At 35.1% G+C, this 25,718-nt stretch carries 29 protein-coding genes; 10 read left to right on the top strand and 19 right to left on the bottom strand.

Translation table 11 applies throughout. From position 1 onward, the window contains the following. Positions 1-86: 86 nt before the first annotated feature. Positions 87-557, top strand: a complete 471-nt coding sequence (locus Q4500_RS10355; protein ID WP_303599594.1) for an FKBP-type peptidyl-prolyl cis-trans isomerase — start codon at positions 87-89, stop codon at positions 555-557. On the opposite strand, the gene Q4500_RS10350 is transcribed toward Q4500_RS10355, so the two are convergent. From Q4500_RS10350 to Q4500_RS10325, 6 genes are all read right to left on the bottom strand, one after another. Next, positions 550-1,791 (bottom strand): hypothetical protein, encoded by a 1,242-nt coding sequence (locus tag Q4500_RS10350; protein WP_303599593.1) that lies wholly within the window; start codon positions 1,789-1,791, stop codon positions 550-552. The genes Q4500_RS10355 and Q4500_RS10350 overlap by 8 nt on opposite strands. Beyond that, positions 1,791-2,297 carry a TlpA disulfide reductase family protein gene (locus tag Q4500_RS10345; RefSeq protein ID WP_303599592.1) on the bottom strand — a complete coding sequence of 169 codons (507 nt, stop codon included), beginning with the start codon at positions 2,295-2,297 and terminating at the stop codon, positions 1,791-1,793. The genes Q4500_RS10350 and Q4500_RS10345 overlap by 1 nt, the downstream gene beginning before the upstream one ends. Positions 2,298-2,391: 94 nt before the next feature. Next, positions 2,392-2,820 (bottom strand): peptidylprolyl isomerase, encoded by a 429-nt coding sequence (locus Q4500_RS10340; RefSeq protein WP_303599591.1) that lies wholly within the window; start codon positions 2,818-2,820, stop codon positions 2,392-2,394. 188 nt (positions 2,821-3,008) lie between these two features. Then, positions 3,009-3,551: a DUF4251 domain-containing protein gene (locus tag Q4500_RS10335; RefSeq protein WP_303599590.1), complete on the bottom strand. Its 543-nt coding sequence runs from the start codon at positions 3,549-3,551 to the stop codon at positions 3,009-3,011. Between the two features lie 50 nt (positions 3,552-3,601). Continuing rightward, the gene (locus tag Q4500_RS10330; RefSeq protein ID WP_303599589.1) at positions 3,602-3,916 is read right to left on the bottom strand and encodes a hypothetical protein; all 315 of its coding nucleotides are present in this window, start codon (positions 3,914-3,916) and stop codon (positions 3,602-3,604) included. Between the two features lie 129 nt (positions 3,917-4,045). Beyond that, positions 4,046-4,360 (bottom strand): hypothetical protein, encoded by a 315-nt coding sequence (locus Q4500_RS10325; protein ID WP_303599588.1) that lies wholly within the window; start codon positions 4,358-4,360, stop codon positions 4,046-4,048. A gap of 231 nt (positions 4,361-4,591) precedes the next feature. Here Q4500_RS10325 and raiA point away from each other — a divergent pair, with 231 nt between their 5' ends. Then, the gene (raiA, locus tag Q4500_RS10320; protein WP_303599587.1) at positions 4,592-4,894 is read left to right on the top strand and encodes a ribosome-associated translation inhibitor RaiA; all 303 of its coding nucleotides are present in this window, start codon (positions 4,592-4,594) and stop codon (positions 4,892-4,894) included. A 12-nt stretch (positions 4,895-4,906) separates the two neighbouring features. Here the strand turns inward: raiA and Q4500_RS10315 are convergent, their stop codons facing one another. After that, entirely contained in the window at positions 4,907-5,248 is a 342-nt protein-coding gene (locus Q4500_RS10315; protein ID WP_303599586.1) for a hypothetical protein, read from the bottom strand. A gap of 425 nt (positions 5,249-5,673) precedes the next feature. Here Q4500_RS10315 and Q4500_RS10310 point away from each other — a divergent pair, with 425 nt between their 5' ends. Then, positions 5,674-6,612, top strand: coding sequence for a TerC family protein (locus Q4500_RS10310; protein WP_303599585.1), 939 nt, complete (start codon positions 5,674-5,676; stop codon positions 6,610-6,612). 25 nt (positions 6,613-6,637) lie between these two features. Here the strand turns inward: Q4500_RS10310 and Q4500_RS10305 are convergent, their stop codons facing one another. The 10 genes from Q4500_RS10305 to Q4500_RS10260 form a co-directional block, all read right to left on the bottom strand. After that, the gene (locus Q4500_RS10305; protein WP_282049944.1) at positions 6,638-6,892 is read right to left on the bottom strand and encodes an acyl carrier protein; all 255 of its coding nucleotides are present in this window, start codon (positions 6,890-6,892) and stop codon (positions 6,638-6,640) included. Between the two features lie 30 nt (positions 6,893-6,922). Next, the gene (locus Q4500_RS10300) at positions 6,923-8,215 is read right to left on the bottom strand and encodes a beta-ketoacyl synthase (RefSeq protein ID WP_303599584.1); all 1,293 of its coding nucleotides are present in this window, start codon (positions 8,213-8,215) and stop codon (positions 6,923-6,925) included. Further along, complete coding sequence (locus Q4500_RS10295; protein ID WP_303599583.1) at positions 8,208-8,657, bottom strand: 3-hydroxyacyl-ACP dehydratase FabZ family protein; 450 nt, start codon at positions 8,655-8,657, stop codon at positions 8,208-8,210. Before Q4500_RS10295 ends, Q4500_RS10300 begins: the two co-directional genes overlap by 8 nt. Positions 8,658-8,670: 13 nt before the next feature. Beyond that, positions 8,671-9,453, bottom strand: a complete 783-nt coding sequence (locus Q4500_RS10290) for an SDR family oxidoreductase (protein WP_303599582.1) — start codon at positions 9,451-9,453, stop codon at positions 8,671-8,673. 17 nt (positions 9,454-9,470) lie between these two features. Then, a complete protein-coding gene (locus tag Q4500_RS10285) occupies positions 9,471-10,526 on the bottom strand; it encodes a type III polyketide synthase (protein WP_303599581.1) in 1,056 nt (351 codons plus the stop codon). A gap of 24 nt (positions 10,527-10,550) precedes the next feature. Further along, the gene (locus Q4500_RS10280) at positions 10,551-11,258 is read right to left on the bottom strand and encodes a methyltransferase domain-containing protein (RefSeq protein WP_303599580.1); all 708 of its coding nucleotides are present in this window, start codon (positions 11,256-11,258) and stop codon (positions 10,551-10,553) included. Continuing rightward, positions 11,258-12,379, bottom strand: coding sequence for an NAD(P)/FAD-dependent oxidoreductase (locus Q4500_RS10275; RefSeq protein ID WP_303599579.1), 1,122 nt, complete (start codon positions 12,377-12,379; stop codon positions 11,258-11,260). Before Q4500_RS10275 ends, Q4500_RS10280 begins: the two co-directional genes overlap by 1 nt. 81 nt (positions 12,380-12,460) lie before the next feature. Further along, entirely contained in the window at positions 12,461-13,153 is a 693-nt protein-coding gene (locus Q4500_RS10270; RefSeq protein ID WP_303599578.1) for an OmpA family protein, read from the bottom strand. A 26-nt stretch (positions 13,154-13,179) separates the two neighbouring features. Then, on the bottom strand, positions 13,180-13,659 hold the full coding sequence (locus Q4500_RS10265; protein ID WP_303599577.1) for a lipocalin family protein: 480 nt from the start codon (positions 13,657-13,659) through the stop codon (positions 13,180-13,182). 147 nt (positions 13,660-13,806) lie between these two features. Then, positions 13,807-15,783, bottom strand: a complete 1,977-nt coding sequence (locus tag Q4500_RS10260; RefSeq protein ID WP_303599576.1) for a thiamine pyrophosphate-dependent enzyme — start codon at positions 15,781-15,783, stop codon at positions 13,807-13,809. A gap of 121 nt (positions 15,784-15,904) precedes the next feature. On the opposite strand from Q4500_RS10260, the gene Q4500_RS10255 reads away from it, so the two are divergent. From Q4500_RS10255 to Q4500_RS10230, 6 genes are all read left to right on the top strand, one after another. Further along, positions 15,905-16,855 (top strand): isopenicillin N synthase family oxygenase, encoded by a 951-nt coding sequence (locus tag Q4500_RS10255; RefSeq protein ID WP_303599575.1) that lies wholly within the window; start codon positions 15,905-15,907, stop codon positions 16,853-16,855. A gap of 5 nt (positions 16,856-16,860) precedes the next feature. Beyond that, positions 16,861-17,190 (top strand): translation initiation factor, encoded by a 330-nt coding sequence (locus tag Q4500_RS10250; protein WP_303599574.1) that lies wholly within the window; start codon positions 16,861-16,863, stop codon positions 17,188-17,190. A gap of 109 nt (positions 17,191-17,299) precedes the next feature. Then, on the top strand, positions 17,300-18,232 hold the full coding sequence (locus Q4500_RS10245; protein WP_303599573.1) for a DUF1835 domain-containing protein: 933 nt from the start codon (positions 17,300-17,302) through the stop codon (positions 18,230-18,232). Position 18,233: 1 nt separating this feature from the next. After that, positions 18,234-19,100 carry a nucleoside phosphorylase gene (locus tag Q4500_RS10240; protein WP_303599572.1) on the top strand — a complete coding sequence of 289 codons (867 nt, stop codon included), beginning with the start codon at positions 18,234-18,236 and terminating at the stop codon, positions 19,098-19,100. Between the two features lie 54 nt (positions 19,101-19,154). Continuing rightward, the gene (gene ppk1 / locus Q4500_RS10235) at positions 19,155-21,191 is read left to right on the top strand and encodes a polyphosphate kinase 1 (RefSeq protein ID WP_303599571.1); all 2,037 of its coding nucleotides are present in this window, start codon (positions 19,155-19,157) and stop codon (positions 21,189-21,191) included. Then, positions 21,178-22,023 carry a substrate-binding domain-containing protein gene (locus Q4500_RS10230; RefSeq protein WP_303599570.1) on the top strand — a complete coding sequence of 282 codons (846 nt, stop codon included), beginning with the start codon at positions 21,178-21,180 and terminating at the stop codon, positions 22,021-22,023. The genes ppk1 and Q4500_RS10230 overlap by 14 nt, the downstream gene beginning before the upstream one ends. Before the next feature lie 2 nt (positions 22,024-22,025). Here the strand turns inward: Q4500_RS10230 and Q4500_RS10225 are convergent, their stop codons facing one another. Beyond that, positions 22,026-22,454: a two-component system response regulator gene (locus tag Q4500_RS10225; protein ID WP_303599569.1), complete on the bottom strand. Its 429-nt coding sequence runs from the start codon at positions 22,452-22,454 to the stop codon at positions 22,026-22,028. 81 nt (positions 22,455-22,535) lie between these two features. Beyond that, positions 22,536-23,201: a uracil-DNA glycosylase gene (locus Q4500_RS10220; protein ID WP_303599611.1), complete on the bottom strand. Its 666-nt coding sequence runs from the start codon at positions 23,199-23,201 to the stop codon at positions 22,536-22,538. A 196-nt stretch (positions 23,202-23,397) separates the two neighbouring features. On the opposite strand from Q4500_RS10220, the gene Q4500_RS10215 reads away from it, so the two are divergent. Beyond that, positions 23,398-25,569: a DNA mismatch repair protein MutS gene (locus Q4500_RS10215; RefSeq protein ID WP_303599568.1), complete on the top strand. Its 2,172-nt coding sequence runs from the start codon at positions 23,398-23,400 to the stop codon at positions 25,567-25,569. Positions 25,570-25,718 lie beyond the last annotated feature (149 nt).

Genomic DNA, 25,718 nt, shown 5'->3' with positions numbered 1-25,718 from the left:
CCTACTATTCTCTATAATGGTTTAGACCATTACAATTCAACACCTCTTACTTAAGAAACAACTACATTCCAAAAAATAGATATAAAATGAAATACTTTGCTATACTTCTACTAGTAACTACTATGATTTCTTGTGGATCTTCTGATGATAACAGTCCTACTCCGCTTGAACCTATTGATTATACAGATATCAATGAAAAGGAAATAAACGTGTATTTAAGCGCTAATGATCTAGTATCGGAAACTACTGCTTCTGGTTTACATTATATTATAGAAAACCCTGGCGATGGTGCAAAACCATCTGCGTCTTCTAATGTAACCGTTGCTTATAAAGGATATTTTCTTGATGGTGAAGTTTTTGACCAAAGCGTAGAAGGATTATCTATAGGTCTTAATCAAGTAATTGCAGGGTGGACAGAAGGTATTCCCTTATTTAACGAAGGTGGTAACGGCGTACTGTTAGTGCCATCTCACTTAGCCTACGGTAGTTTTGATTATAATGGGATACCTGGTGGTTCTGTATTGGTATTTGATATTGAATTGATTTCGGTTAATTAAACGAAAAACCATCAACAGACATCTTTGCTGTACGCACTTGTGTAACTGCACCAACTTGCTCGGTCCAAGCAAAATATAGGGTTTCTTCCACTATTTCCATTTGAGGAAATCCCGATTTACGAGAGTCTGCCATCACCGTAATCAATTGTTTTTTAGAAGTTGTTCCGTCTTTATGTACCATCATAGCATTAAATAATGCAGTTTTGTCATTGGCTTCCATCCAACTTACAACGGCTTGATCTTCATCCATCCAAAGCACATCTACCCTACCCATTATTGAACCTTCTGCAACGGAAATCGGTTCTGCAAATTCGGCGCCACCATCCGTAGAAAAAGCGATTTGTACTTTTTGTTTATTCGAAGCTCCCGTAAACCATGCTACTACCAAATTATTACCCAAGGCATCTACTTTTGGTCCGTTTACCGGACACCCTTTTATCTGCCAATCATCTTCATGTATTACTTTAGGTACCGTCCACTCCCCTTTCACCTGACGCACAATACTAATATCACGAATTTCATCGTCTGAGCGATCACGATAGACCACAATTGGACCGTTATCTGTTATTGTAGCAGTCGTTTGGCAGCAATCGCATGTTCCGCTATCCAATTCATATTCTTCTAACAATTCACCTGTAGTAGAAACTAATCCACCACGTAAGGTCATCGCTCCGCGTTTTCCTGCTTTATTTTCTACGGTATTTCTACCATCAAGCCAATTGACGAAGAAATTGTTATTATAAGGTACTACGCTTACAAAGCCATGTTCGGTGGGTGTGCCATCGGTATGCAGGTCTAAATCGGTCTCCCAATCTGTTGCTCCCTTTGGCTTTACATTCATTTTTATATCATATGAATACGTACCTTCTGTGGATTTCTTTAAAACGTGAGACCATAAATTACCATTGTTTTCAGTAATCATAGGGTAATCTGCCCAGTTCACGAACCAATCTGTGCCGCTACATATATTTTGCGCTTCTCGCCACTCCCCATCGATTAATTCTGAATAACGCATGGTCGCAACAGTATCATTAGAAATTTCTACCCATGAAAGCAAGGCAACGTCTTTATTCGACATTAAGTGTGGCAAAGCACTAGTATTACCAGCAGGAGAAATCATTTCTAAAATCGTACTTACTGAAGCTTTTGGTTGTATATTTTTAGGTTCTTCTTTACAACTTAGTATCAAACTGAATGCTAATAAAAGAAAAAAGGTATTCGTTAGGTTACGCATTACTGTACTGCTCTAAGTTTTTCTATCATTTCAGGACTATCCCATTTCAATCCGCCATCAAAACGCAGCACCTGCCCCCCTACTTCATTATATATAAAAGTTGCCGGCAAGGCACTCACATTTTCTTCTGCATAGATTCCGTTGAATTTTATAAAATCTAATTGAAATCCGCGTGCTTCTTTAAACTTGTTTATCTTATCTATGGACTGATCAGATGCAAATAGAAATACATAATTATCTTTTTCAAGAATAGTCTGCGCTTTCTCCATATCTGGCATTTCTTCAATGCAAGGTCTGCACCAGGTTGCCCAATAATTCAATAACACTCGTTTACCCTTGTAATCGCTTAATTCTATAGGATTACCTTCTAAATCTTCATAGGTTGAAGTGGAGACCTTTTCGACTACAACTTCTATTGCTTCGGGTTCAACGATCTTGGTTTTTTCTTCTTTACAGCTAACCAATACAACCCCTAAAACTAAAAAACATACTATTCTTAAATGCATATTCAAATATACTATTTAGGACTATGAAACCGATATGCTTAGAAACAAAAAAAACCGCCTATTAGGCGGTTTTTCTTATAATATACGATACGTATTATTGTACTTCAACCAATTCTAATTCGAAGGTTAAATCTTCACCAGCTAATGGGTGATTTGCATCTACAACGATATCATTTTCGTTTACTTCTGCAACACGTAATTGTCTTTCGCTACCATCTGCATTTGTTGCCATAAGTGCCATATCTACTTTTGGCTCCATATCTTGTGGTAAATCTGATTTTTGAACAGTTTGAAAAAGCTCTTTTTGCTTTTCACCGTATGCATCTTCTTTAGCGATTACGATAGTTTTCTTATCATTAACCTCCATATCAAGCAATCCTTTTTCAAAACCTGGTATTAAGCTACCTTGCCCTAATTTTACATCTAATGGCTCTCTACCTTCTGAACTATCAAATGTTTGACCGTTACTTAGTTTACCTGTGTAATGTACTTTTACCTGACTATCTGCTTTTACTTTACTCATACTATTAAATTCTACTATTTAACTTAATTGAGGTGCAAAGGTATTATTCTTAATAGGGAATAACGAAGATTATGACAAAACCTTCCGTTTTTGGGCTCTTCTTAACATTATTAGTTAAAAAACACAGTTAAACAGCTCGTTGAAAGAAAAATAACATCTAAAAAATTGGATATAATAGAACGAATTTTCTATTTATCTTCTTCTATTGCTTTAATTGTACCATTGTATTGTATTCTACTTCTATTGCTCATATTTACCGAAACGCTACTAGAATTGTTTGGGAAAATTTCCATAAGAATGGAGTAGCTATCCGACTTATCAGACACTTGAAAGCTAATACTATACTTTTGCTTATCATTATTAAAGTCTTGTTTGTAGTTATCAGCAACACCATTAAACTCAACTCCAGTAGCTGATCCATAACCACCTCCAAATTGGCGTTCCCCATAAAAAGGTAAATTAGCAGAAACACTATCGCCAAATATCTTCAAATAATTACTTGTACCATTTAAGTCTATTCGCGAAACGTTGCTTCCAGGAGGTAGGAGTCCCCTATTAGCAGCAGCATTTACACCTCTTGTTACTGTCGGACTAGCGGACTTTGCAATGAATTCTATATTCTTAGACGCCACCAAACTATGAATAGGATGTGTGTCATCAATTGCTGTTTTAGAGGATTTACAACCCAATAAAACTATGAAAGTAGCGATTAAAATTAGCGAAGTTCTCATATAATTGTTTTAGTTTTTAAAATAAAGAATATTTTCAAGAAACCAAAGTTTTAATCTTCAAACTCTTCTTCTTCAAATTCAGTATTTACTAAAACTGACTTTTTAAAATTAAAGTTTCGAGATTCTTTATATAATGCCTTGATTAATCGTTGACGTTTACGGTCAGAAATATCTAAGGTATCCAATCCTCTAATTTTTTCTTGTAGTGCAGCTCTATGAAGCATTACAGCTGTTTCATAATTAGGTTCAAATTGAAACATAACCGGACCTTCGTCTTCTTCTTTCGAGTTTACTTTTGTAGAATCGTTCGCTTGTGAGTACGAAATACCTATACAGAAAAATGTGCAGCATATAGCTAGCCGCATAAAAATTTTCATATCAATAACATTAGTGTTCTACGTCTAAATTAGTGACATTTTCTTTAAATCGCTTTAAAACAGAAAACTTAACAGGAAATTAAATTAAATATGACCAATAAACTAAAATATAGGTAGTTAAACGGGTTGTCTAAATCTCATGGTATACTCTAAAAAATCAAATTCGAGCTCAAAAGTTTCCTTAATATGATGATTGACCAGCTTATATTGCTCTGGTACTAATTCTTTAGAAGACTTCATATATTTCAATAACTTTTCATTAGCATCAGAAAGCTTTGAAATCTTATTCTTTAAATATGTTTTCGCCTCAAAAAGGGCCACAGTTTTTGGTTCATATAAATAAGAATCTACTCTTACCTTAAATTGCTGTATGGTATTGTAACAACGCTCTAATTTACCTAAACACATAGATTTATTCTGTACATTCTCCATAGCCGTAGATTTAAAAACATAATTGTGGGAAAACTACTTCAATTTAAGATAAAGACTGCATATTTAAATTATGTTTGTGTAAGTTTAACTTAATTTTAAATTGGTACCGGTTTTGCTAACTTTATAGAAACAAAAGGATTAGGAATTCTTAACTTAATTAATGAAATTATTAAGATTTTTTTAATTGCAATGCATCATTGAAATGAGTACCTTAAACTAAACTTTTAGCTTATGAATATCAATTTTGAATACGACGATGTAAAAGCAAGCAACCGATTAGAAATAATGGCTGCTGAGAAATTAGAGAAATTATTGGATAAATTCGATTTTATCGTAAGATCTGATGTTTTCTTTAAAAAGGAGAATACCTCTTCCCCCGATTCAGGTATGGTATGTAATATACGCTTGAGTGCACCAGGTCCTCGCCTGTTCGCACAGTCGTCTTCTGCTAGTTTTGAAGCTGCAATTGCTTCATCTATAGAAGATTTACAACGACAATTGGAAAAAAGAAAAGCAAAAATGCAGTCTTATTAGACTGCATTTTTTTTATTGTTTTATAGTATCATCAGAAACCGTGTGATTGGCGATCACGGTTTGAACCCGTTCAGAAAATGGGTTTTTCTTCAACTCTTGTAGTAAGCGTTTTCTTCTTGAATCAGATATATTAATAGTATCTAATATTTCTTTCATTCGCAATTGATATGCAATACGACTCTGTTTTAATGCCACACGCTCAGAAGCGGTCAGTACATAATCAGACTCAAATTGATTTAATAACATACGTTGTTTTACTCTAGCATTTGAGTGTAAAGAGTCTTGTGCCTGGGCAGTTTGCATGCTTAAAATACCGCATAGCAAAAAACCACAAAAAATGGTTAGTTTTTTCATTTTAAAAGCTTGTTCTACTTTAAAATTAAGATAAAAAATCCGATATTCCTTTGAATATGAAATAAAATAGTAGTTAATCGAATAAAGAAGTTAGTTAATCCAATTTATACAATAATCCTGAATTACCCATTTTAAACATTTGATTTTCAATAACTTAAAAATAAAAATATTCAATTACACTTCAATGTTATTAATTTGAATAAAGTTGCTAACCTCTGTTTTTTAACAGGGATACGCGCTAATTTTAGATTCAATTTTTTTAGGTTACAATTTTGAATTAAAACATCGATCTATGAAGTGATAATAATTCAAATTTGTAATATAATAGGATGAACTTGTAAATCGATTGCTAATTCACCAACATTATAAAGAATTGAAATAGTTAAAGTCAATTTTTAATACCTTTGCATCTTGAAATTTTATATATGATAGTCTGGATTGTCTTTATTTCCTTCGTTCTAATATTCCTTGCCTTAGATTTAGGTGTTTTTCATAAAGATGAACATGTTATTAAATCTAAAGAAGCAGGAATCTGGACTGCTATTTTTGTAACGGTTGCATTTGCCTTTAGTGGTGTTATATATTGGTTGTTCAGTTCAGAAATTATTGCCAACCCAACAGGACTAACACCTAACGATGCGGTTTTAAAGTATATTACCGGTTACCTTATTGAACTTTCGCTAAGTGTTGACAACGTTTTTGTAATTGCAGTTATATTCTCATCATTTAAAATTCCGCCATTATATCAACATCGTGTATTATTTTGGGGAATTCTTGGTGCGATTGTATTTAGAGCATTAATGATATTTTTTGGAGTTGCGCTAATTACCAAGTTTGAATGGATTATTTATGTTTTCGGTGTATTCCTTTTATATACTGCATTTAATATGCTGAAAGGTGATGACGATGATTTTGATCCTCAAAATTCTTTTGTTTTTAAACAGATTAAAAAAATATACCCCGTTACATCGACACTGCACGGTCATAATTTTTTCGTAAAACGGATGGGTATTAATGCTGCTACTCCCCTATTTGTTGCCCTTATTGTAATTGAACTTACCGATATTCTTTTCGCTTTAGATAGTATACCTGCGATTCTAGCAATTACGGCTGATCCATTTATCGTATTTACTTCGAATATCTTAGCTATTTTAGGTTTGCGTTCTATGTATTTTCTAATTTCTAGAATGCTAGAAAAATTTAAGTATATCAATTACAGCTTGGTCGTTATTCTTGCCTTTGTGGGACTAAAGATGTTATTCTCCCATTACATACATTTACCAGAATGGGTGTCTTTAACAGTTATTTCAGTTGCCTTAGTATCGGGAATTTTAGCGTCAATGTTAATTAAGGATAAAGAATAGTTCTTTTAAAAGCTATTTTGAGATGTTACTTTTCTGCTAGCTTGGCGTCGATAATCGCCATGGCATCATTGACAGTTTGCATTTGATCCATATCATCATTTTCTAAGCGAATGTCGAAAGCATCTTCTACATCTAATACAATATCTACAAGATTTGCAGAATTGATATTTAGATTATTCATGAAGTGACTATCTTGCTCAATGTCAGTAACCGCTACGTCTTCGGGAAGATAAATTTTAATAATATCTTTTAATTTCTGGTATTTTTCTTCTTTAAGCATATTTAAGTTTAATTAAAATACCTTTTGGTATTATTTTGAATTTGATTCTTCTTTTGAAAACGCTTTAAATATAACACAAGCATTTACATCTCCGAATCCAAAACTTGCTTTTGCGATAACTTTCGGAGCATGATTTTTTGTTTCCCTCGGAATACAGGTATCAGATATCAGCTTTAAGATCTCTGGGTGTATATCATCACAATTCACATTCTTAAACACTACCTGCTCTTCAAACTGTAATACCGTGGCGACACTTTCAATACTACCAGCTGCTGCCAAACAATGACCCACCGAACCCTTGAATGAATTGATATACGGAAAATCGTCATGCTTTCTCCCAAGTGCTTTACTCCAGTTTTCTATTTCTAGCCCGTCTTTCGTAGTTGCAGTTAAATGCCCATTAATTACATCAATATCTGAAGCATCAATACCCGCATTAGTCACCGCATTTCGTATGCAACGTTGCACCGCAATACTATTTGGCGCGGTCATGGATCCTTCTCCTAATTGTCCGCCGCTATTAATTTCACCTCCCAACACTTCTGCATAAATATGTGCACCTCGTTTTTGGGCACTTTCCAAGGACTCTAACACCAATGCTCCTGCTCCACTACCAGGAATGAATCCTGCTGCAGTGGCACTCATAGGTCTACTTGCCTTGGTTGGATTGTCGTTATATCCGCGAGGTAAAATTCGCATGGCATCAAAGCCTCCCCATACATACGGTCCACTATCACTACAACTACCGGTCAACATAATTTCTGCTTTTCCCTGACTAATACGCTCATAAGCCATTAGTATACCTTCAGTACCCGTTGTACAAGCTGCGGAATTAGTAGTGACTTGATTTCCGCAACCTAATAATCCGCCTAAATAGGCACTTATACCGCTTGCCATAGTCTGAATCACCGAAGTACTACCAAGTCTACGTACATTTCCTTCATCTATTAAATGAATGGCTTCCCTAAACTTATCTACCCCTAAAATACCGGTGCCAAAAATGATTCCGCAATCCCAACTTGGTTCGTTGGTCGTATTCTTTTCTAATCCTGCATCTTTCCAAGCATCTATTCCTGCAATTACTCCGTATACAATTCCCGTTGCATTTAATCCTCTGCGCTCTAATGGGGTAAAATAATTGTCAATGAGGTTGTCTTTCACCAATGGCTCACCAGCAACCTGACACCCAAAACCTAGCTTTTCTAGATTTGGCTGATGCCGAAGTCCGCTTTTACCTTCTAACAATGCATTTGTAAAATCAGTAAGAGCTACACCATTTGGTGCACATACTCCTAAGCCCGTAATAACTACACGTCTACTCATTCGCTACACCTATCATGCCTGCTAGAATCCCTTTACAGACCAATTTATCATCTTCGTTATACATTTTTATTTCACATTTAAGCTTTTGAAACCTGAAATACACCAATTCTGAAACCACCTTGACACGTTCTCCAGGAAATACCGGTAATAGAAATTCCATTTCAGAACTACTCATTCCTATACTTATATTTTCCAATTTAGTTTTTTCACCCAATAAAAAAATACCCAAACAAACCAAGCCAATTTGCGCGCAACATTCTGTCAAAATCACACCTGGCGTAACGGGATTGTTTTTAAAATGACCTTTATAAAAATCTGCATCGGATGAAAACCTATAAGTACCCTCAGCACCTTTATCATCTACATGCGAAATCTCATTTACAAAAAGAAATGGTTCCGTGTAAGGCAATCTATTCAATATCCAATTAAAAGATTCTTTCATCAGCTGATAAATATTATATCAAACTTTCGCCGCCATCAACTTTTATGACGGTTCCCGTAATCCATTTTGCTTCATCCATAGTTAACAAATACACTGCATTTGCGACGTCTTCGGGAGTTGTTAAACGGTTCTGCGGATTTCTTTTTAAGGCATTTTCTTTAATTCGCTCGTAACCGGGAATCATTGATAACGATTTGGTCATAGTAATACCTGCTTGTATACAGTTTGCTTTTATACCAATAGGTGCAAACTCTAACGCAATACTTCTGGTTAGTGCTTCTAAAGCTACTTTAGCCACCGAAACAGCACTATAATTTGGTAATGCTTTCGTATTTCCTTCACTTGTAAAAGAAACTATACGCGTATCATCTGAAAATAAATTTGCGGTAACCAGTGCTTTTGTCCAATCGTACAAACTCAACGCCATGGCATCGAAAGTGATTCTAAAATCGGTATCGACCAAGGTTGGTCTACTTTCAGAATACATGGGCTTAAGCGTTCCTTTAGCGACACTATGTATCATTACTTTTATTTGATGCCCTTCTGGTAACTGTTGCTGAATATTAGAAATGATATCTACGCGTTTTTCAGCATTCAATACATCTACATTCATTGCTATCAATTCATTTCCAAAGGCACGAATTTCATCGAATCCTTTTTCAATCTCATCCATGGCTGCACGTCGATCTCGGTGCATAATTAAAATATGGTAACCGTGACTAGCTAATTTCTTTGCCGTAGCGAGTCCGAGTCCGCTACTTCCGCCTAATATTAAAGCCCAATAGGTATTTTTCATAATTTTTATTTAGTTTGCTACCATTCTATCAATACGCGTTGTGCAGAGAAACCGGGACCAAAACTTAATATCAGCCCTTGCTCACCGGCTGTTATATCCTTTTCTAAAAAACGCTCTAACACGTATAAAACAGTAGCACTGCTCATGTTTCCATAAAGTCGTAATACTTCTCGGGTATCATCAATATTTTTACCTAAAGCACCAAAAAGCGATTCTACAGTTTGTACTATTTTCTTTCCTCCGGGATGAAAAATTAAATGGTCCACCTTTTGAATATCACTGCCATACTTTTCTAAGAATGGATGTACGATATCGGCAAAATGATTCGATATCGTTTCAGGTACTGCCGGATCAAGAATCATTTTTAAACCATGATTGGTTAAATCGAAACCCATCATTTGCGTAGCATCTTTAAAGTGATACATTTCTTCTCCTATTATTTTTGGTCCTACAGCATCTTCTTCGGATGATAATAGTACACAAGCCGCGCCATCACCAAAAATAGCCGCACTTACCATATTTGCCATAGAATAATCTTCTAGTTGAAATGTTGCCGTCGGACTCTCAACAGAAACCAAAGCAATACGCTTACCAGGATTGGATTTTAAGAAGTTATGGGCATATATGAGCCCAGATACTCCAGCAGCGCAACCCATTTCTGTTACAGGAAGTCTCACCACATCTTGACGCAACCCTAATTCATTTATCAAATACGCATCTAAAGACGGAATCATAATACCTGTGCAACTTACCGTAATAATATAATCAATGGATGAAGCTTCCCAATTGCTTTTCTGAAGTGCATTTCTAAGTACGTTAGTACCCATTCGCTTGGCTTCTTCACTATAAATTTTGTTCTTATCTTCAAAAGAAGTAGTTACAAATACATCTTCAGGTGGCATAATAGAGAACCTTTTGTCTACTGCAGCACCTTCAAAAATCTTAACGACCTTACGAGAAAAGCGTTCCTCTTGACCACTTAGCCAAAACTCTACAAGGGGAATAATATCTTTTGTATTTCTAGAATACGGTGGTAACTCTTTTGTAACACTAACAATTCTTGTATAATTCATAGCTATTCTTAAACTTCAATCTACTTATTTCTTTTTTAAGACCCATACATATCTAAAAGCCCATTTCCATTTTATATAGTGTGATACGTTGCTAACCTGACTGGCAAAATGCTGTAACTCCTCCTTTTTAAATGCTCTACGTATAGATAACAGTCCGTCTTTCTTTGCTATTTCTGTTCTAATAAAAAATAGACTAAATGCCTTGAATAAATAATATGCAACGGGACTCCTTTCCAAATCATTTATAACCACTCCTAACTTTGCTATTTCTACAAAGCGATTTACAAACTCAACTACTCCTTGATCTGTAAAATGATGCAAGGTTAATGTCGTCATAACCACATCTACATTCCATTCAGAAAAATCAGTTTTTAAAATATCGGTATTTAGGTAACTAATCTCAGGATAATCAGATGAGTATTGCTTTGCTAATTGCAATCCTTGTTCATTAAAATCAACTCCAATCAATTTAAGTTTTACATTCTTCTTTCTTGCAGCTAATGCCAGCTTTCTAAGCATGGTTCCTTCGGCACAACCCATATCTAAAATCGTATACGATTCTTTATTGTTTTTCTCAAGTAACTCAAAAACAGCACCTAAGGTTATACTATAACCCCCAAGCAACCTATTTACCCTATTAATATCTTGCAGTATCGTTTCTAGCTCATTAGTCGTACCAGAAAAGGTATCCATTATCTCTACCTCACAACTTCTTTGTGTAAAATCTACCATTACGATATTAATTCTCCATGGGTTTTAGAAATAATAAACTTCAATATTGATTTTGATTTTCCGACAGATTTAATTCCCATTGAAACTAATCTTTTATTCATTAAGACGGACTGTAATTTTCTACCGAACCATAAACGTTTACTAAAAGCTTTTGACCATGCCTTTTTGTAATCAATTTCTAAGTCATTACGTTTATAATCTGATTCATTAACATATTTTGATATTAATTCAGATACAATCTTAGCGCTATGAATAGCCATTGCCATACCATTACCACAAAGTGGATGTATAAGTCCAGCAGTATCTCCACACATCAACATATGATCGACTACGTTATCTTTTTCGTCAAAGGCTATTTGAGCAATGGTCATAGGTTTCTCAAAAACAGGAATTGCATTTGATAGAAACTCTTTTAAAAACGGGTTCTCTGCAACTACTTCAGTATTGAAACTTTGAATATCCTTATATCCTTTAAAGCTTTCATAACTAACTAGATAACAAAAATTCACCGCACCGGTTTCCGTTTTTGAGAGTCCGCCGTAACCGCCATTAAAATTGTGCAGCGCAACTACATCTTCCTGAAAATCTTCAAGTTCATAATGTCCTTTTACCGCCAACCATGATTGCTTTTTCTTACTGAAAGCCCTATCTAAATCCTTATCTAAGACCGATCGTTTACCATAAGCTCCTATGGCAATTTTAGAAGAATAGGCATTAAACTTGGTAGTAATAGTGAAAATATCATTCTTAAATACTGTCGCTATGACCTTCTCCAAGTAAAAAATGACCCCAAGCTCTTTTGCACGTTCAAAAAGCAAATTGTCAAGCGTATATCTACTTATGCCAAATCCGCCCAAGGGCAAATCGGTCTCAACGATAAATCCGTCTTCTGTACTTATTTGAAATTGTGAAATATCTTTGGCCCCTTCTGCCTTTAGGTCTACTCCTAACCGTTTTAAATACGGATCAATTTCTTTAGATACATATTCGCCACATACTTTATGATGCGGATATTGCTGCATTTCAATCACAGCGACATCCAATCCTTCCGAAGCCAAATGAATAGCAGCTGTTAATCCCGCTAGTCCACCTCCTATAATAAGTATGCCGTGTTCTTTCACTGCATGGAAGTTACACCAAAAACAAAAAAGCCCTGCAAGTGCAGGGCTTTTATTTTAACTCAATACTAAAATTTGTATCTCTTAGTTCGTTTGTGTTTGTGCTTCTTGTTTTAAAGACTCACTAGCTACAATCGCTAACTCAACACGTCTGTTCTTAGCTTTACCGGCTGTAGTTGTATTATCACCTACTGGTTGTGTTTCACCATACCATTTCGTATCAAAACGACTAGCGTCGATACCTTGACTGATTAAATAGTTCGTTACAGATTCTGCTCTTTGCTTAGATAAGTTCAAATTATACTCATCCGCACCAGCACTATCGGTATGACCTTCTACTAAAATATTAGATTGAGGATATTCTTTGAAAATACCTACTAGTTTATCTAGTGTCACTGCAGATGTTCCTTGAACATTAGATTTGTTGGTATCAAAATACACACCAGCTTCTTCATTGAACGTTACGTTGATACCTTCACCAACACGCTTTACTTCTGCACCAGGTATTTCTTCTTCAATACGTTCTGCTTGACGATCCATTCTATTTCCAATATAACCACCGGCAGCACCACCTATTGCAGCACCTAAAATAGCACCAAGAGCCGTATTATTACCGCTACCAACATTGTTCCCCAAGATTCCACCAATTACAGCACCTCCTGAAGCACCTATAACCGCTCCTTTTTGTGTTTTATTTGCGTTTTTTACAGTACTACAGCTCATTACCAAGGCAAGAGCGATAATGTAACTAGTTCTACGTAATATCATTGTTTTCATATGCTTATTTTAAATTTTAAGTAGGTTTATTTTTTAATGAATTGGTAAACAACATTAATTGGAGCACCTTCTACCATGACATTAGATTTTAACGTCATAGCCGATTCGGTAAGGTTTTCGATATTTAATCTATAACCTGCACCTCCAGAAATATCTTGATTTTTTTCGTTGATAAATTTGAATTGTAACTGGCTTGTGTAGTTTTCTTCACGCTCTACAACCGACCATCTAATATAACGGTCACCACCAGTACAAAATGTAGATTGGTTTATTGTGTATCTACCAGTGCTATTGTTATCACGAAAGAACCACTCGCTGCCTTCTAGACATATATCTTCTACGTCATTGAATAATACCGCTTTTACATTACCAGTATTACCTTCAAAGGAAACATCATTTAAAGCCCATGTGCCACTTAGTAAATTTCTTTTTCCTCGAGCATCTTTAGACACTGAACATGAGGTTATAAAAAGTACAATACTAAATAGTAAAATTATTTTTTTCATAAATAAAAAATTTAGGTTTGATTTATATACGTTGTTTGTCATTTTTTGGATGGATTAATTCTATTTATTCGACCAAATAACATTGCAAAGATGCTGCTAAATATAAATACCTATTACCTCTTTTAACATATTTCTTAACGGATTTACTTAATACGCGATAAGTTCTTTTAAATCAGATTCAAACCTAGACTTTGCCAGATATTGCTCTTCTAGCTTTGTGTTAAAAGGGATCGGAGTCTCTAAACTACCCACTCTTTTTATAGGGCCATCTAAATACTCAAAACAATTTTCCATTACCATTGCTGAAATATCACTGGCGATGCCACCAAATAGACTGTCTTCTTGTAATATAATTAGCTTACCCGTTCGCTTTACCGAATCGTAAATTGCTTTCACATCTAATGGTTGTAACGTTCGTAGATCCAATAGATCTGCACGTATTTCTGTATTCTTTTTTAATGTTTCTATAGCCCAATGAACGCCTGCGCCATAAGTAACAATGGTTATTTGATCACCTTTTCTTAAAAGACTAGCTTTACCTAATGGCAAGGTGTAATAATCAACGGGCACTTCTTGATACAAACTTCTATACAAACCTTTATGTTCAAAAAACAAAACTGGATTTGGATCTTCTATCGAAGTTGCCAACAATCCTTTTGCATCATACGGGAATGCTGGGTATACTACTTTTAAACCGGGAGTTTTGGTAAACCACGCCTCATTTGTCTGTGAGTGAAACGGACCAGCAGATACTCCGCCACCGCAAGGCATACGAATTACAACATCTGCATTCTCTCCCCATCTATAAAAACTTTTAGCTAAATAATTTACTATTGGATTAAAGCCACTACTTGCAAAATCTGCAAATTGCATTTCCATAACCGCCTTCATTCCGTTTATAGATAAGCCCATTGCAGCAGATACAATTGCCGATTCACATATAGGCGTATTACGAACACGCTCTTTACCGAAATCATTTACAAAGCCATCGGTAATTTTGAAGACACCACCATACTCGGCAACATCTTGACCCATGATAACGAGGTTGTCAAATTTCTTCATCGACTGCCTTAATCCTTCCGAGATAGCATCTACTAATCGAATATTTGTGATAAATTTACTAGGTTCAACTTCTTTTAAATCAAATTTTTGATAAACCTCACTTAATTCTTTGCTTTGATCAGGTGTAATTGCCTCTTCAGCAAATGCGATTTTTAAATGTTCATCGATTTCAGATTGAATATCTGCTTTATACTTTGCTATACTTTCATCTGTCAATATGTTCTTACCTAATAAATATTGAGTAAAATTCTCTAATGGATCTTTCTCTGCCCAGGTATCTAAAAGCTCTTGAGGCACATATTTTGTACCACTAGCTTCTTCGTGCCCGCGCATGCGAAAAGTCTTAAATTCTAACAAGATCGGTCTCGGGTTAATTCTCATATCCCTAACTAAATGAGCTACTTTGAAATACACTTCGAGAATATTATTGCCATCAATGATATGAGATTCCATTCCGTAGCCAACTCCCTTGTCCGCGATGTTCTCACATCTAAACTGTTCGTTAGTAGGTGTTGATAATCCGTAGCCATTGTTCTCAACACAGAAAAGTACGGGTAAACTCCAAACCGAAGCTACATTCAAAGCTTCATGAAAATCACCTTCACTTGTAGCTCCTTCTCCTGTAAAAACAGCGGTTACCTTCTTTTCATTTTTTAATTTATGTGCTAGGGCTATACCATCTGCAACACCTAATTGCGGACCCAAATGAGATATCATACCTACAATCTTAAACTCTTGAGTACCAAAATGAAAGCTACGATCGCGACCTTGGGTGAATCCGCTTGCTTTTCCTTGCCATTGCGTAAATAATCGATACAACGGTAAATCTCTTGTTGTAAAAACACCTAAGTTTCTATGCATAGGTAATATGTACTCATCGCTGTTTAAGGCAGAAGTAACACCAACAGATATTGCCTCTTGACCAATACCACTAAACCATTTAGAGATTTTACCTTGTCGTAATAGAATCAACATTTTCTCCTCTACCATTCGAGGTTTAAGCATTGATTTATAAAGCTTTAACTTAACATCTTTAGCTACTTTAAAATCGGTATAATTCATTGATTAGGTCAGTTTTGGATATTAAATTATAAATGTAACAAAAATGTATCTAGAAAGTATAGAATACAACAACGCTATTAAATCGACAATAATTATTAATTTTACGTAAAATCTTTTTAATATGAGCTTAGTACCTAGTGTTGATTTGTCGGATTTTCTTTCGGAAGACCCAAAAAGAAAACAGAAATTTATTAATGAAATTGGAAAAGCCTTTGAAGAAATCGGATTTGTTGCTTTAAGCGGTCACTTTTTGTCTGAAGAATTAGTGGATACATTATATAGTGAAATTAAAGAATTCTTTGATTTACCCGAAGATGTAAAAGACGGTTACCAGATTGAAGGTATAGGCGGGCAACGTGGTTATACCTCATTCGGTAAAGAACATGCCAAAGGAAGAAAAGAGGGCGATTTAAAAGAGTTTTGGCATTTTGGCCAATATGTTGAGGATAATGATGAACTGGAAAAAGAATATCCTGCCAATGTAATGGTCAAAGAACTACCTGAATTTAATAAAGTAGGTAAGGAAACCTATAAAATGCTAGAGAAAACAGCGAGATACGTATTACGTGCGTTGGCTTTGCATTTAAATTTAGATGAATTCTATTTTGATAATTATATTAAAAATGGAAATTCAATTTTACGTCCTATACATTACCCACCTATTACCTCAGAACCTAAAAATGCAGTACGAGCTGCAGCGCATGGCGATATTAACTTAATTACCTTGTTAATGGGTGCTCATGGTAAAGGACTTCAAGTTCAAAACCATGATGGCGAATGGGTTGATGCTATCGCGAGACCTGATCAATTGATGATAAATGTTGGCGACATGCTCTCTCGACTAACCAATAATAAATTATTATCTACCATACATCAAGTAGTGAACCCGCCAAGAGAATTATGGGGGACTTCAAGATATTCTGTGCCATTTTTCATGCATCCGGTGAGTGAAATGTCTTTAAATTGTTTAGACAACTGTATTGATGATGAACACCCTAAACTGTATACAGATATAACTGCAGGTGAATTTTTACATGAAAGATTAATCGATTTAGGATTAATCAAAAAATAGTCTATATGGATCTTAAAGACCAGTTAAAAAATCTATTTCCAGAGCACGAACCAGAGGAAACTCCTATCGAAAAAACAGCGGATAATCCTATTTGGCTTCAAGATGACCCTATCATTTGCAAGTACGAAAAACGAAAAGGCAAACCCATTACAATTCTGGAAGGGTACACTGGTGCCGATGAAGATTTTAAGAAATTAGCTAAAGAATTAAAGACAAAATTGAGTGTTGGTGGTAGTTTTAAAGATGGCAAAATAATAATTCAGGGAGATTACAGAGACAAAATTATGAGCATATTGAAAGACAAAGGCTTCTCTGTCAAACGTGTAGGTGGATAATTTAGCAAAAAACACTACATTAAAAGTTCCATTTGTTTTCTGTTAAATAATTTTTTAACGTTGTTATTAGTATTATTTTTAATCTAATCAAACTAAAATCAAACCTGGTATGAGTTCTCTCTTGCACATTACCAATGGAGATGTTTTCACCGAACGTCTTCAAAAATTAAACTTAGATGGCGACGTCATCACTTGGCGTGAAATGCTATGTGAAGGACAAACACCACCTAATGTTGGTTCAGAAACCTTTTGGAAAGCTCGTTTTGAGTTTCTCCATAAAAACTATAAAGTTTCAAAATCTTGGTTTATCGAAAAGACCCTTAAAGAATATAGGTCTCTTTGTAACCACAAACAACAAGATCATATCGTTCTTTGGTTCGAGTATGATCTTTTTTGTCAGGTGAATATGCTTGCCGTTATTAGCTGGCTATTAACACACAGAAAATATGCTCAAATATCTTTAGTGTGCAGTGGCAAAGAAGATGGTACAGATAAAATGTACAGCCTTAATGAGCTTACCGATGACCAATTATTAGGTCTATACAAGAATAAAAAGGTATTAACACAAGATGATACCGAGTATGCTGATTATGTTTGGCAATTATACTGCAGTAATAATCCGATTCGTTTAGAAAACCTTACTGATTTTAACGATTACCAATTCGATTATCTTGGTGATGCTGTAAAATCGCATCTAAAACGTTTTCCTAGTATTAACAACGGTTTAAATGAAATGGAAAATACCATTTTACAGCTTGCTATAGACAGGAAACCAAAATCTAAAACTGAGTACATCGATGTTTTACTTAAAAATCAAGGCAACTTAGGTTTTTCTAATACACAGTATGATCGTGCTTTAACGAGGTTAAAACCATTAATAACTAGTTTAAACCCTGTGCGTATTTCTAAAAAAGGCAAAGAGATTTTAGATGGTCAAACCAGCTATTATTCTTGCATACAAGACAATGATGTGTATTTAGGAGGCGCTTTGAAGTACAATTTCCTTTATAATACTAGTACAAACCGAATTTTAAAATTATAGCATGCAACTAAAGCCTGCTGAGCTTATCATCAATGATGATGGTAGTATCTACCATCTTAATTTATTACCAGAAGATATTGCAACCACCATTATAACCGTTGGCGACCCAGATAGGGTGCATCAAGTATCTAGACATTTTGATACTATTGAGGTTAAAAAGGGCAAGCGTGAATTTCATACACATACTGGTCATTTAAATTGTAAACGTATTTCAGTGATTTCTACAGGAATCGGAACGGACAACATCGATATCGTTTTAAACGAGTTAGATGCTTTGGTAAATATCGACTTCAAGACAAGAACGCTTAAAGAACATCATACTTCTTTAAATATCATTAGAATTGGAACTACAGGTGCCATACAGCCAGATATTCCGATTGATTCTTTCTTGATTAGTAAATATTCTATCGGTTTTGACGGACTTTTACATTTCTACGAGCATGATGAAATTAACTATCCTAAGATAGAAGATGAATTTATCAACCATACTTCTTGGGACACCTATAAAGCAAGACCATATGTACTCTCTTATTCTGAAAAGTTAGGAGAATTGTTTAGCGATAATCGTATACGATTAGGTTTTACTGCAACAAATACGGGCTTTTACGGACCACAACAGCGTCAATTGAGAATAAAGCCCAGTCAAATGGAATTGATGGAGAAATTATCCACCTTTAGTTACAATGATCTAAAATTGACCAATCTAGAAATGGAAACTTCGGGTATTTATGCCCTGGCCCAACTTCTTGGTCATGAAGCCGTATCTCTAAATTGTATTTTAGCCAATAGATCGACTGGGGAATTTTCCATTACACCTACCGAATCTGTAGATAAACTCATTGAATTTTGCTTGAAACGATTGGCTTAACATACATTTACAGTATTTTACTATTGTACTTCTTATTTTTACGCAAATCTTATCATGAAAAAAGACAACCTGAAGCACAGAGATATTAATTGGCTCTATTTCAATGAACGCGTTTTGTTTGAAGCTAAAAGTACCGACACGCCATTATTAGAGCGATTAAAGTTCTTGGCCATTTTTTCTTCTAACTTAGATGAGTACTTTAAAGTACGTGTTGCTCAACTTCGCCAAATCAAGCATCTAGACAAAAAATTTCGAAAGAAACTAATGTTTAAAGCTAATAGCACGTTACAACATATTTTAAAAACTATCAATGAGCAAAAAGTTGAGTTCGGTAAAGCAATTAAAGCGACCATTTCTGAACTTGAAGAACATAATATTTATGTTCGCAACACATCTAATTTTACAAACGAACAAAAACAATTCTTAGAATCGCTTTTTGATGAAAGTATTAAAGAATTTTGTTCAGTACATAAAGAAAACTTAGAATTAACCGATGGGGCTCTTTATCTAGCGGTTACACATTCTGACCATAAATACAGTATTGTCGAGATACCTACAGAAAACCAAGATCGCTTTATAGTTTTACCAGGCGATGGTCATCAATTCTGCTATTTAGATGATGCTATTAGGTTGAACATTCAAAAGTTATTGCCCAATAAAGAAATTGATGCCTGCTACTCTATCAAACTTTCTAGGGATGCTGAATTGTATTTAGAAGACGACTACTCTGATATTGAATTGGTAGAAAAAATATACAATTCTCTAGATAAACGCTTATCAGGACAAGCCACAAGGCTTCTTTACGATGAAACTATGCCTAGCTGGCTAATAGATGCTTTAAAATCGGATTTCAAATTGGGTTCGGTAGATTTGTCTCCCGGTGGGGCGTATCACAATTTATCCGACTTCTTTTCTTTTCCACTTCCAAAAGGCACGGAACATTTACAATACCACGAAAAACCGGCATTACCACATCCAGAATTATCTTATACCAAAAATATCTTTGAAAGTATTTCAAAAAAAGACCAATTGGTACATTTTCCGTATCAGGACTTTAAAGTAGTCGAAGAATTTTTGACTACAGCAGCTACAGACCCCCAGGTAAGTGCTATAAAAATGACTATTTATCGCATTGCAAAGTCGTCTTCGCTTGCAGACGCTATTTTAACAGCATTAGATAACAACAAAAAAGTTACTCTATTTGTTGAAGCCCAAGCTCGATTCGATGAGGCCAATAATATTAAATGGGGACGTATTTTTGAAGAGAAAGGAGCCAAAGTGATTTTTAGTATACCACAAGTAAAAGTGCATTCTAAAATAGCAATGGTCTACCGAAACGAAGAAGATAAAGTAAAACGTTATGCCTACATAGGTACTGGTAATTTCAATGCCAAAACCTCTAAAATATATTGTGACCACGGACTCTTTACTGCTGATAAAAAAATTACGAAAGACTTAGGTCAGGTGTTTCAAGTTTTAGAAAGAAAAATTATAGTCCCAAAGTTGAAAAGCTTATTGGTTTCACCTTTTACCACTAGAATTACCTTTCTAAATCTTATTCAGAACGAAATCAATGCTGCTCGCGAAGGTAGAAAAGCTGCTATCACCGCTAAAATGAACAGTCTTGAAGACTCTGATATGATTAGGGCTTTATACAGAGCAGTTAACGCCGGTGTTGATGTTCGCCTTATAATTAGAGGCTTTTGCTGTTACTTAACTGCTAACGATGACCCTAGTAAAGGAATGAAAGATAATATTTACATCACTAATATTGTGGATCGTTATTTAGAACATGGTAGAATTTACCATTTTGAAAATGGTGGAGACGAACTTATGTATATTGGTTCTGCAGATTGGATGACCCGAAACTTAGATAGAAGAATTGAAGTGCTGACCCCTATAATAGACCCAGATATTTTTGATGAGTTAAAACATATTCTAACACTACAGCTAAATGATAACCAAAAAGCACGTGTATTAGATTTAGAAAACTCTAATAAAAAGGTTGCTCAAGCTCCTGGTCAAGAAAATATACGCTCTCAGTATGCCATTTACAATTACCTTAAAAATAAATTAGATGAAAACCGTTAAGATTATTGGTGTACCCGAACATTTTAATCTTCCTTGGCATTTAGCCATCGAAGAAGGTGCTTTTAAAGAAAGAGGGATAAACTTAGCATGGACAGAAGTGCCTGAAGGTACTGGCAGAATGAGCGAAATGCTTAAAAATAAGGATACTGACTTAGCCATCATCTTAACTGAGGGAATCGTAAAAAGTATAACCGAAGGTAATGAGGTGAAAATTATTCAAGAATACATTGCCTCGTCCCTACTATGGGGAATTCATGTGGACGCCAATAGTTCATATAGCGCTCTAAATGATTTAAAGGACACTACAGCTGCTATTAGCCGTTACGGTAGCGGTAGCCACCTAATGTCTTACGTTCAAGCTACAAATATGGGCTGGGACACTGAAAATTTAAAATTCAATTTAATTAATAATCTTGATGGAGCTGTTGAAGGTTTGTCTTCTGGAACTGCAGATTACTTTATGTGGGAGCGTTTTACTACAAAACCATTAGTAGATAGCGGTGTATTTAAGCACTTAGGAAACTGCCCTACACCTTGGCCATGTTTTGTATTGGTCGGAACAAATTCATTTTTGAAAGAAAACGAGGGAATTTTAAAGCATATTCTTGAAATTATCAACATGTATACGGTTGAATTCAAACAAATTCCCCGTATTGATTCTACGTTAGCAAATAGATACCATCAAAAGTTAGAAGATATACAAGAATGGCTAGAAATAACCGAATGGAGCCAAAAACAACTACCGGAAACTACATTAATTAAAGTACAAAATACGCTGAAGGAACTTAATCTAATTGAAAAAGTAATTCCCGTATCCGAAATTCTAAAATAATGTTAGATTGCAGCTAGGCTGTAATGTTTTTGAATCAATGCTTTAAAAGTTTCGTCAGATAAAGGTTTCTGAGCAAAATCAGCAATATACTGGTTAGCAATTGCATGTTCTTTATCTTCTTTGTTATCACTAATTGTAACTAGTACAATAGTAATCTGTTCCTTTAGTTTTTTAGGCACCAACTCTTCATAAGCACCCATAAACTGCCACCCATCCATAACAGGCATTCTTAAGTCTAACATGACCATACATGGCAATTCTAATTTCTCTTGACCTTTACCAAGAATAAAATCAATAGCTTCTTGACCATTAAGAGCAGAATTGATATTCACATCCATATCTAATTTATTGATAAAGATGGAATGTAAGAAGTTACTTGCATCATCATCGTCTACCAGTAAAATAGTATTTAACCTTTCTAAGTTATTCATTTGAGCTGTTATTTAAGTTGTTAGCCACTATTGTACCCTAAAGTACAATCTAAAATTTAAACCATATAATAAGTATCTAACTTACCATACTATACTTTTATTGCCTAAATCACCTAGTATTTTATTGCAAGATGAAAAATGCCTGTTTCCAAACCAATATCCCCTATTGGCACTTAATGGCGATGGATGACCTGATGTTAATAAATAATGTTGCTCTGCATCAATAAGTTTTGCCTTTTTCTTAGCATAACCACCCCAAAGCATAAAAACAATATGCTCGCTATTTTCTGATAGTTTTGAAATTAAGGCATCCGTAAATACTTCCCAACCATGTTTTTGATGACTTCCAGCTTCATGGGCTCTTACCGTAAGCGTAGCATTTATTAATAGAACGCCCTGTTTAGCCCAACGTTCAAGATTTCCACTTTCTGGGTAAGGAATACCTAAATCACTTTCAATTTCTTTAAAAATATTGATTAACGAAGGTGGATGTTTGATACCATCTTTGACCGAAAAACATAAACCGTTTGCTTGATTAGGACCATGATAAGGGTCTTGACCAATGATAACCACTTTTGCGTCTTCAAATTCACAGTGATTAAAAGCAGAAAATATATCAGCATACTCTGGATAACACGTATGCTCCTCATATTCACGTTCAACGAATTGCATTAAATCTTTAAAATAGGGCTTGTCAAATTCTGGCTGCAACTGATCTTTCCAACTCTTAACCAAATCAATATCCATGATGCTCATTCTTTTTATATATCAAAGTTACTGTTAACCCTGCTGTAAGACAATACCCAAATTCCTAGAACTATGTTTAATTTCACCCAACATAAATTAGTAATTTGTGTTTGCACTGCATTTTATGAGTCCGGCACTTTCTCATTTATAAAATTTCATTGTCAATGCGTACCTTTGCACCTCATTAAAACATAACGTGGCTAACATACATTCCAAAACATTACAAGACTTAGAATTTCCTTCTGTATTAAAACAAGTTTCTGCGCGTTGTCATACAGAATTAGGTAAAGAAGCTGCATTAGAAATTGCACCATTTATCACTGACGAAGTTATTAAAGTAGAACTTGGCAAAACAGCTGAATACCTATCTTCTCTCATTAGTGAAAACCGAATTCCCAATCATGGTTTCGATGCAATAAATGCTGACCTAAAGCTTCTTAAGATTGAAAATACAACCTTAGAATTACAGGGATTTAAAAGAATTGCAAGCATTTGCACAACTGTTGCACAACACCAAAAATTCTTTAAAAAGTTCAAGGAGTATTATCCGTTATTCCATGATTTCGCCTTGAAACTGGAGCGGAACGCTGAAATTCCGATTTTGATCAATAATGTCATTGACCGCATTGGTGAAGTAAAAGACAACGCATCAGATGAGTTATTTAGCATTAGAAGGCAAATAAATATGGTTCGCGGTAAAATCAGTCAAAGCTTTGGCTCTGCCCTGAACACTTATCAAGTATCTGATTATTTAGATGAAATCAGGGAATCTGTAGTAGAGAATAGACGTGTTTTAGCAGTAAAAGCCATGTATCGCAAGAAAGTTAAGGGTGCCGTTATGGGTACATCAAAAACTGGAAGCATTGTTTATATAGAGCCTGAAGCAGCTTTGAAATATAGTAGAGAGCTTAATAATCTAGAATTTGATGAAAAAGAAGAAGTTCAACGTATTCTTAAGCAACTAACAAATCAGATAAGACCATTTAGAGCGCTTTTAAGCGATTATCAAGATTTTTTAAAGCAAGTGGATGTTATCGCTGCAAAAGCCAAGCACGCAGAAGATATTGACGCTCTATTACCGAAAATCAATTCAAATAACAGGTTGTTTTTGCGAGATGCTTATCATCCGCTATTGTTTTTGAATAATAAGCGCAAGAATGAAAAGACCTATCCGCAAACAATAGAATTGCATCAAGAAAACAGAATTATAGTTATTTCTGGACCCAATGCAGGTGGTAAAAGTATTACGTTGAAAACCATTGGTTTACTTCAAGTAATGCTTCAAAGCGGAATGCTGATTCCGGTACATGAAAGAAGTGAAGTTTGCTTCTTTAAAAAGATTTTAACGGATATTGGTGATAACCAAAGTATTGAAAATCATTTAAGTACATACAGTTACCGCTTAAAGAACATGAACCAGTTTCTAAAGCGCTGTGATCATAACACCCTTTTTCTAATCGATGAATTTGGTACCGGTAGTGATCCCGAATTAGGTGGTGCCCTGGCTGAAGCCTTTTTAGAAGTCTTTTACGAAAGAGGCTCATATGGCGTTATTACCACACACTATGCAAATCTAAAAGCCTTGGCCAATGAATTACCACATGTCACCAATGCCAATATGCTATTTGATGGTAAAACATTAGAACCTACATTTCAACTGATTTTAGGGCAAGCCGGTAGTTCATTTACATTTGAGGTAGCGCAGAAGAACGGAATCCCCTACTCGCTTATCAATAAAGCGAAGAAGAAAATAGAACGTGGCAAGGTTCGTTTCGATGCTACCATTGCCAAATTACAGAAGGAGCGTAGTAAAATGGCTGAAACTGGGTCAAGGTTAAAAGAAGAGGAAACAAAAGCAAGAGAAGAAAACGAAAGATTAGAAAAGCTGAACGCTAAAATCAAATCTAAACTCGAAAACTATCAAGAGCTTTACGACCATGACCAACGTATGATACAATTGGGCAACAAAGTAAATGTTGCTGCCGATAAGTATTTTCAAGATAACAAGAAACGTCCTTTAGTTTCTGAACTATTGAGAATCGTTGAAACCGAGAATAGTAAAAGAAAGAAGAAAACCGCTAATCAAGCCAAGGCAGAGCGTGTTAAAAAAGCCAAAGTCGCTGAAGAAGTTCAAAAAGAGGTAAAGGTTATTCGAGAGAAAAAGAAGGTAGAAAAGAAGAAAGCCATATTTAAGGAAAGAAACAAACCAAGACCAGTTTTTAATATAGGTGACCGTGTTCGCATGTTAGACGGTAAGGCCGTGGGCAGTATAGATTCTCTTGAAAAAGGTAAGGCTATTGTTAATTACGGCATATTTACTACCAACGTAAGTGTAGACCAGCTTGAAATGGTTGAAAGGAAGAAATAACGCTCTATTACAGGTAGTTATATAAAATCGTATACGATTTAAACGAAACTTTTAAAACTAACCATAGTATTCATTGCAACATATTTTGGAATATTCAATGAGGTTTTTATTATATAAATATTGTGAGATGTTGGTTAAAAATTGTTTTA

Origin of the sequence: Maribacter sp. 1_MG-2023 (assembly GCF_030547005.1) — a bacterium.
Classification (GTDB): Bacteria; Bacteroidota; Bacteroidia; order Flavobacteriales; family Flavobacteriaceae; genus Maribacter.
Note: the sequence above shows the minus strand (reverse complement) of the source record. Positions and strands in the feature narration are given on the sequence as shown.

Excerpts from the sequence above, each read along its gene's own strand:
- Q4500_RS10355 (WP_303599594.1), top strand. The coding sequence starts at position 87 with ATGAAATACTTTGCTATACTTCTACTAGTAACTACTATGATTTCTTGT.
- Q4500_RS10350 (WP_303599593.1), bottom strand. The coding sequence starts at position 1,791 with ATGCGTAACCTAACGAATACCTTTTTTCTTTTATTAGCATTCAGTTTG.
- Q4500_RS10345 (WP_303599592.1), bottom strand. The coding sequence starts at position 2,297 with ATGCATTTAAGAATAGTATGTTTTTTAGTTTTAGGGGTTGTATTGGTT.
- Q4500_RS10340 (WP_303599591.1), bottom strand. The coding sequence starts at position 2,820 with ATGAGTAAAGTAAAAGCAGATAGTCAGGTAAAAGTACATTACACAGGT.
- Q4500_RS10335 (WP_303599590.1), bottom strand. The coding sequence starts at position 3,551 with ATGAGAACTTCGCTAATTTTAATCGCTACTTTCATAGTTTTATTGGGT.
- Q4500_RS10330 (WP_303599589.1), bottom strand. The coding sequence starts at position 3,916 with ATGCGGCTAGCTATATGCTGCACATTTTTCTGTATAGGTATTTCGTAC.
- Q4500_RS10325 (WP_303599588.1), bottom strand. The coding sequence starts at position 4,360 with ATGGAGAATGTACAGAATAAATCTATGTGTTTAGGTAAATTAGAGCGT.
- raiA (WP_303599587.1), top strand. The coding sequence starts at position 4,592 with ATGAATATCAATTTTGAATACGACGATGTAAAAGCAAGCAACCGATTA.
- Q4500_RS10315 (WP_303599586.1), bottom strand. The coding sequence starts at position 5,248 with ATGAAAAAACTAACCATTTTTTGTGGTTTTTTGCTATGCGGTATTTTA.
- Q4500_RS10310 (WP_303599585.1), top strand. The coding sequence starts at position 5,674 with ATGATAGTCTGGATTGTCTTTATTTCCTTCGTTCTAATATTCCTTGCC.
- Q4500_RS10305 (WP_282049944.1), bottom strand. The coding sequence starts at position 6,892 with ATGCTTAAAGAAGAAAAATACCAGAAATTAAAAGATATTATTAAAATT.
- Q4500_RS10300 (WP_303599584.1), bottom strand. The coding sequence starts at position 8,215 with ATGAGTAGACGTGTAGTTATTACGGGCTTAGGAGTATGTGCACCAAAT.
- Q4500_RS10295 (WP_303599583.1), bottom strand. The coding sequence starts at position 8,657 with ATGAAAGAATCTTTTAATTGGATATTGAATAGATTGCCTTACACGGAA.
- Q4500_RS10290 (WP_303599582.1), bottom strand. The coding sequence starts at position 9,453 with ATGAAAAATACCTATTGGGCTTTAATATTAGGCGGAAGTAGCGGACTC.
- Q4500_RS10285 (WP_303599581.1), bottom strand. The coding sequence starts at position 10,526 with ATGAATTATACAAGAATTGTTAGTGTTACAAAAGAGTTACCACCGTAT.
- Q4500_RS10280 (WP_303599580.1), bottom strand. The coding sequence starts at position 11,258 with ATGGTAGATTTTACACAAAGAAGTTGTGAGGTAGAGATAATGGATACC.
- Q4500_RS10270 (WP_303599578.1), bottom strand. The coding sequence starts at position 13,153 with ATGAAAACAATGATATTACGTAGAACTAGTTACATTATCGCTCTTGCC.
- Q4500_RS10265 (WP_303599577.1), bottom strand. The coding sequence starts at position 13,659 with ATGAAAAAAATAATTTTACTATTTAGTATTGTACTTTTTATAACCTCA.
- Q4500_RS10260 (WP_303599576.1), bottom strand. The coding sequence starts at position 15,783 with ATGAATTATACCGATTTTAAAGTAGCTAAAGATGTTAAGTTAAAGCTT.
- Q4500_RS10255 (WP_303599575.1), top strand. The coding sequence starts at position 15,905 with ATGAGCTTAGTACCTAGTGTTGATTTGTCGGATTTTCTTTCGGAAGAC.
- Q4500_RS10250 (WP_303599574.1), top strand. The coding sequence starts at position 16,861 with ATGGATCTTAAAGACCAGTTAAAAAATCTATTTCCAGAGCACGAACCA.
- Q4500_RS10245 (WP_303599573.1), top strand. The coding sequence starts at position 17,300 with ATGAGTTCTCTCTTGCACATTACCAATGGAGATGTTTTCACCGAACGT.
- Q4500_RS10240 (WP_303599572.1), top strand. The coding sequence starts at position 18,234 with ATGCAACTAAAGCCTGCTGAGCTTATCATCAATGATGATGGTAGTATC.
- ppk1 (WP_303599571.1), top strand. The coding sequence starts at position 19,155 with ATGAAAAAAGACAACCTGAAGCACAGAGATATTAATTGGCTCTATTTC.
- Q4500_RS10230 (WP_303599570.1), top strand. The coding sequence starts at position 21,178 with ATGAAAACCGTTAAGATTATTGGTGTACCCGAACATTTTAATCTTCCT.
- Q4500_RS10225 (WP_303599569.1), bottom strand. The coding sequence starts at position 22,454 with ATGAATAACTTAGAAAGGTTAAATACTATTTTACTGGTAGACGATGAT.
- Q4500_RS10220 (WP_303599611.1), bottom strand. The coding sequence starts at position 23,201 with ATGGATATTGATTTGGTTAAGAGTTGGAAAGATCAGTTGCAGCCAGAA.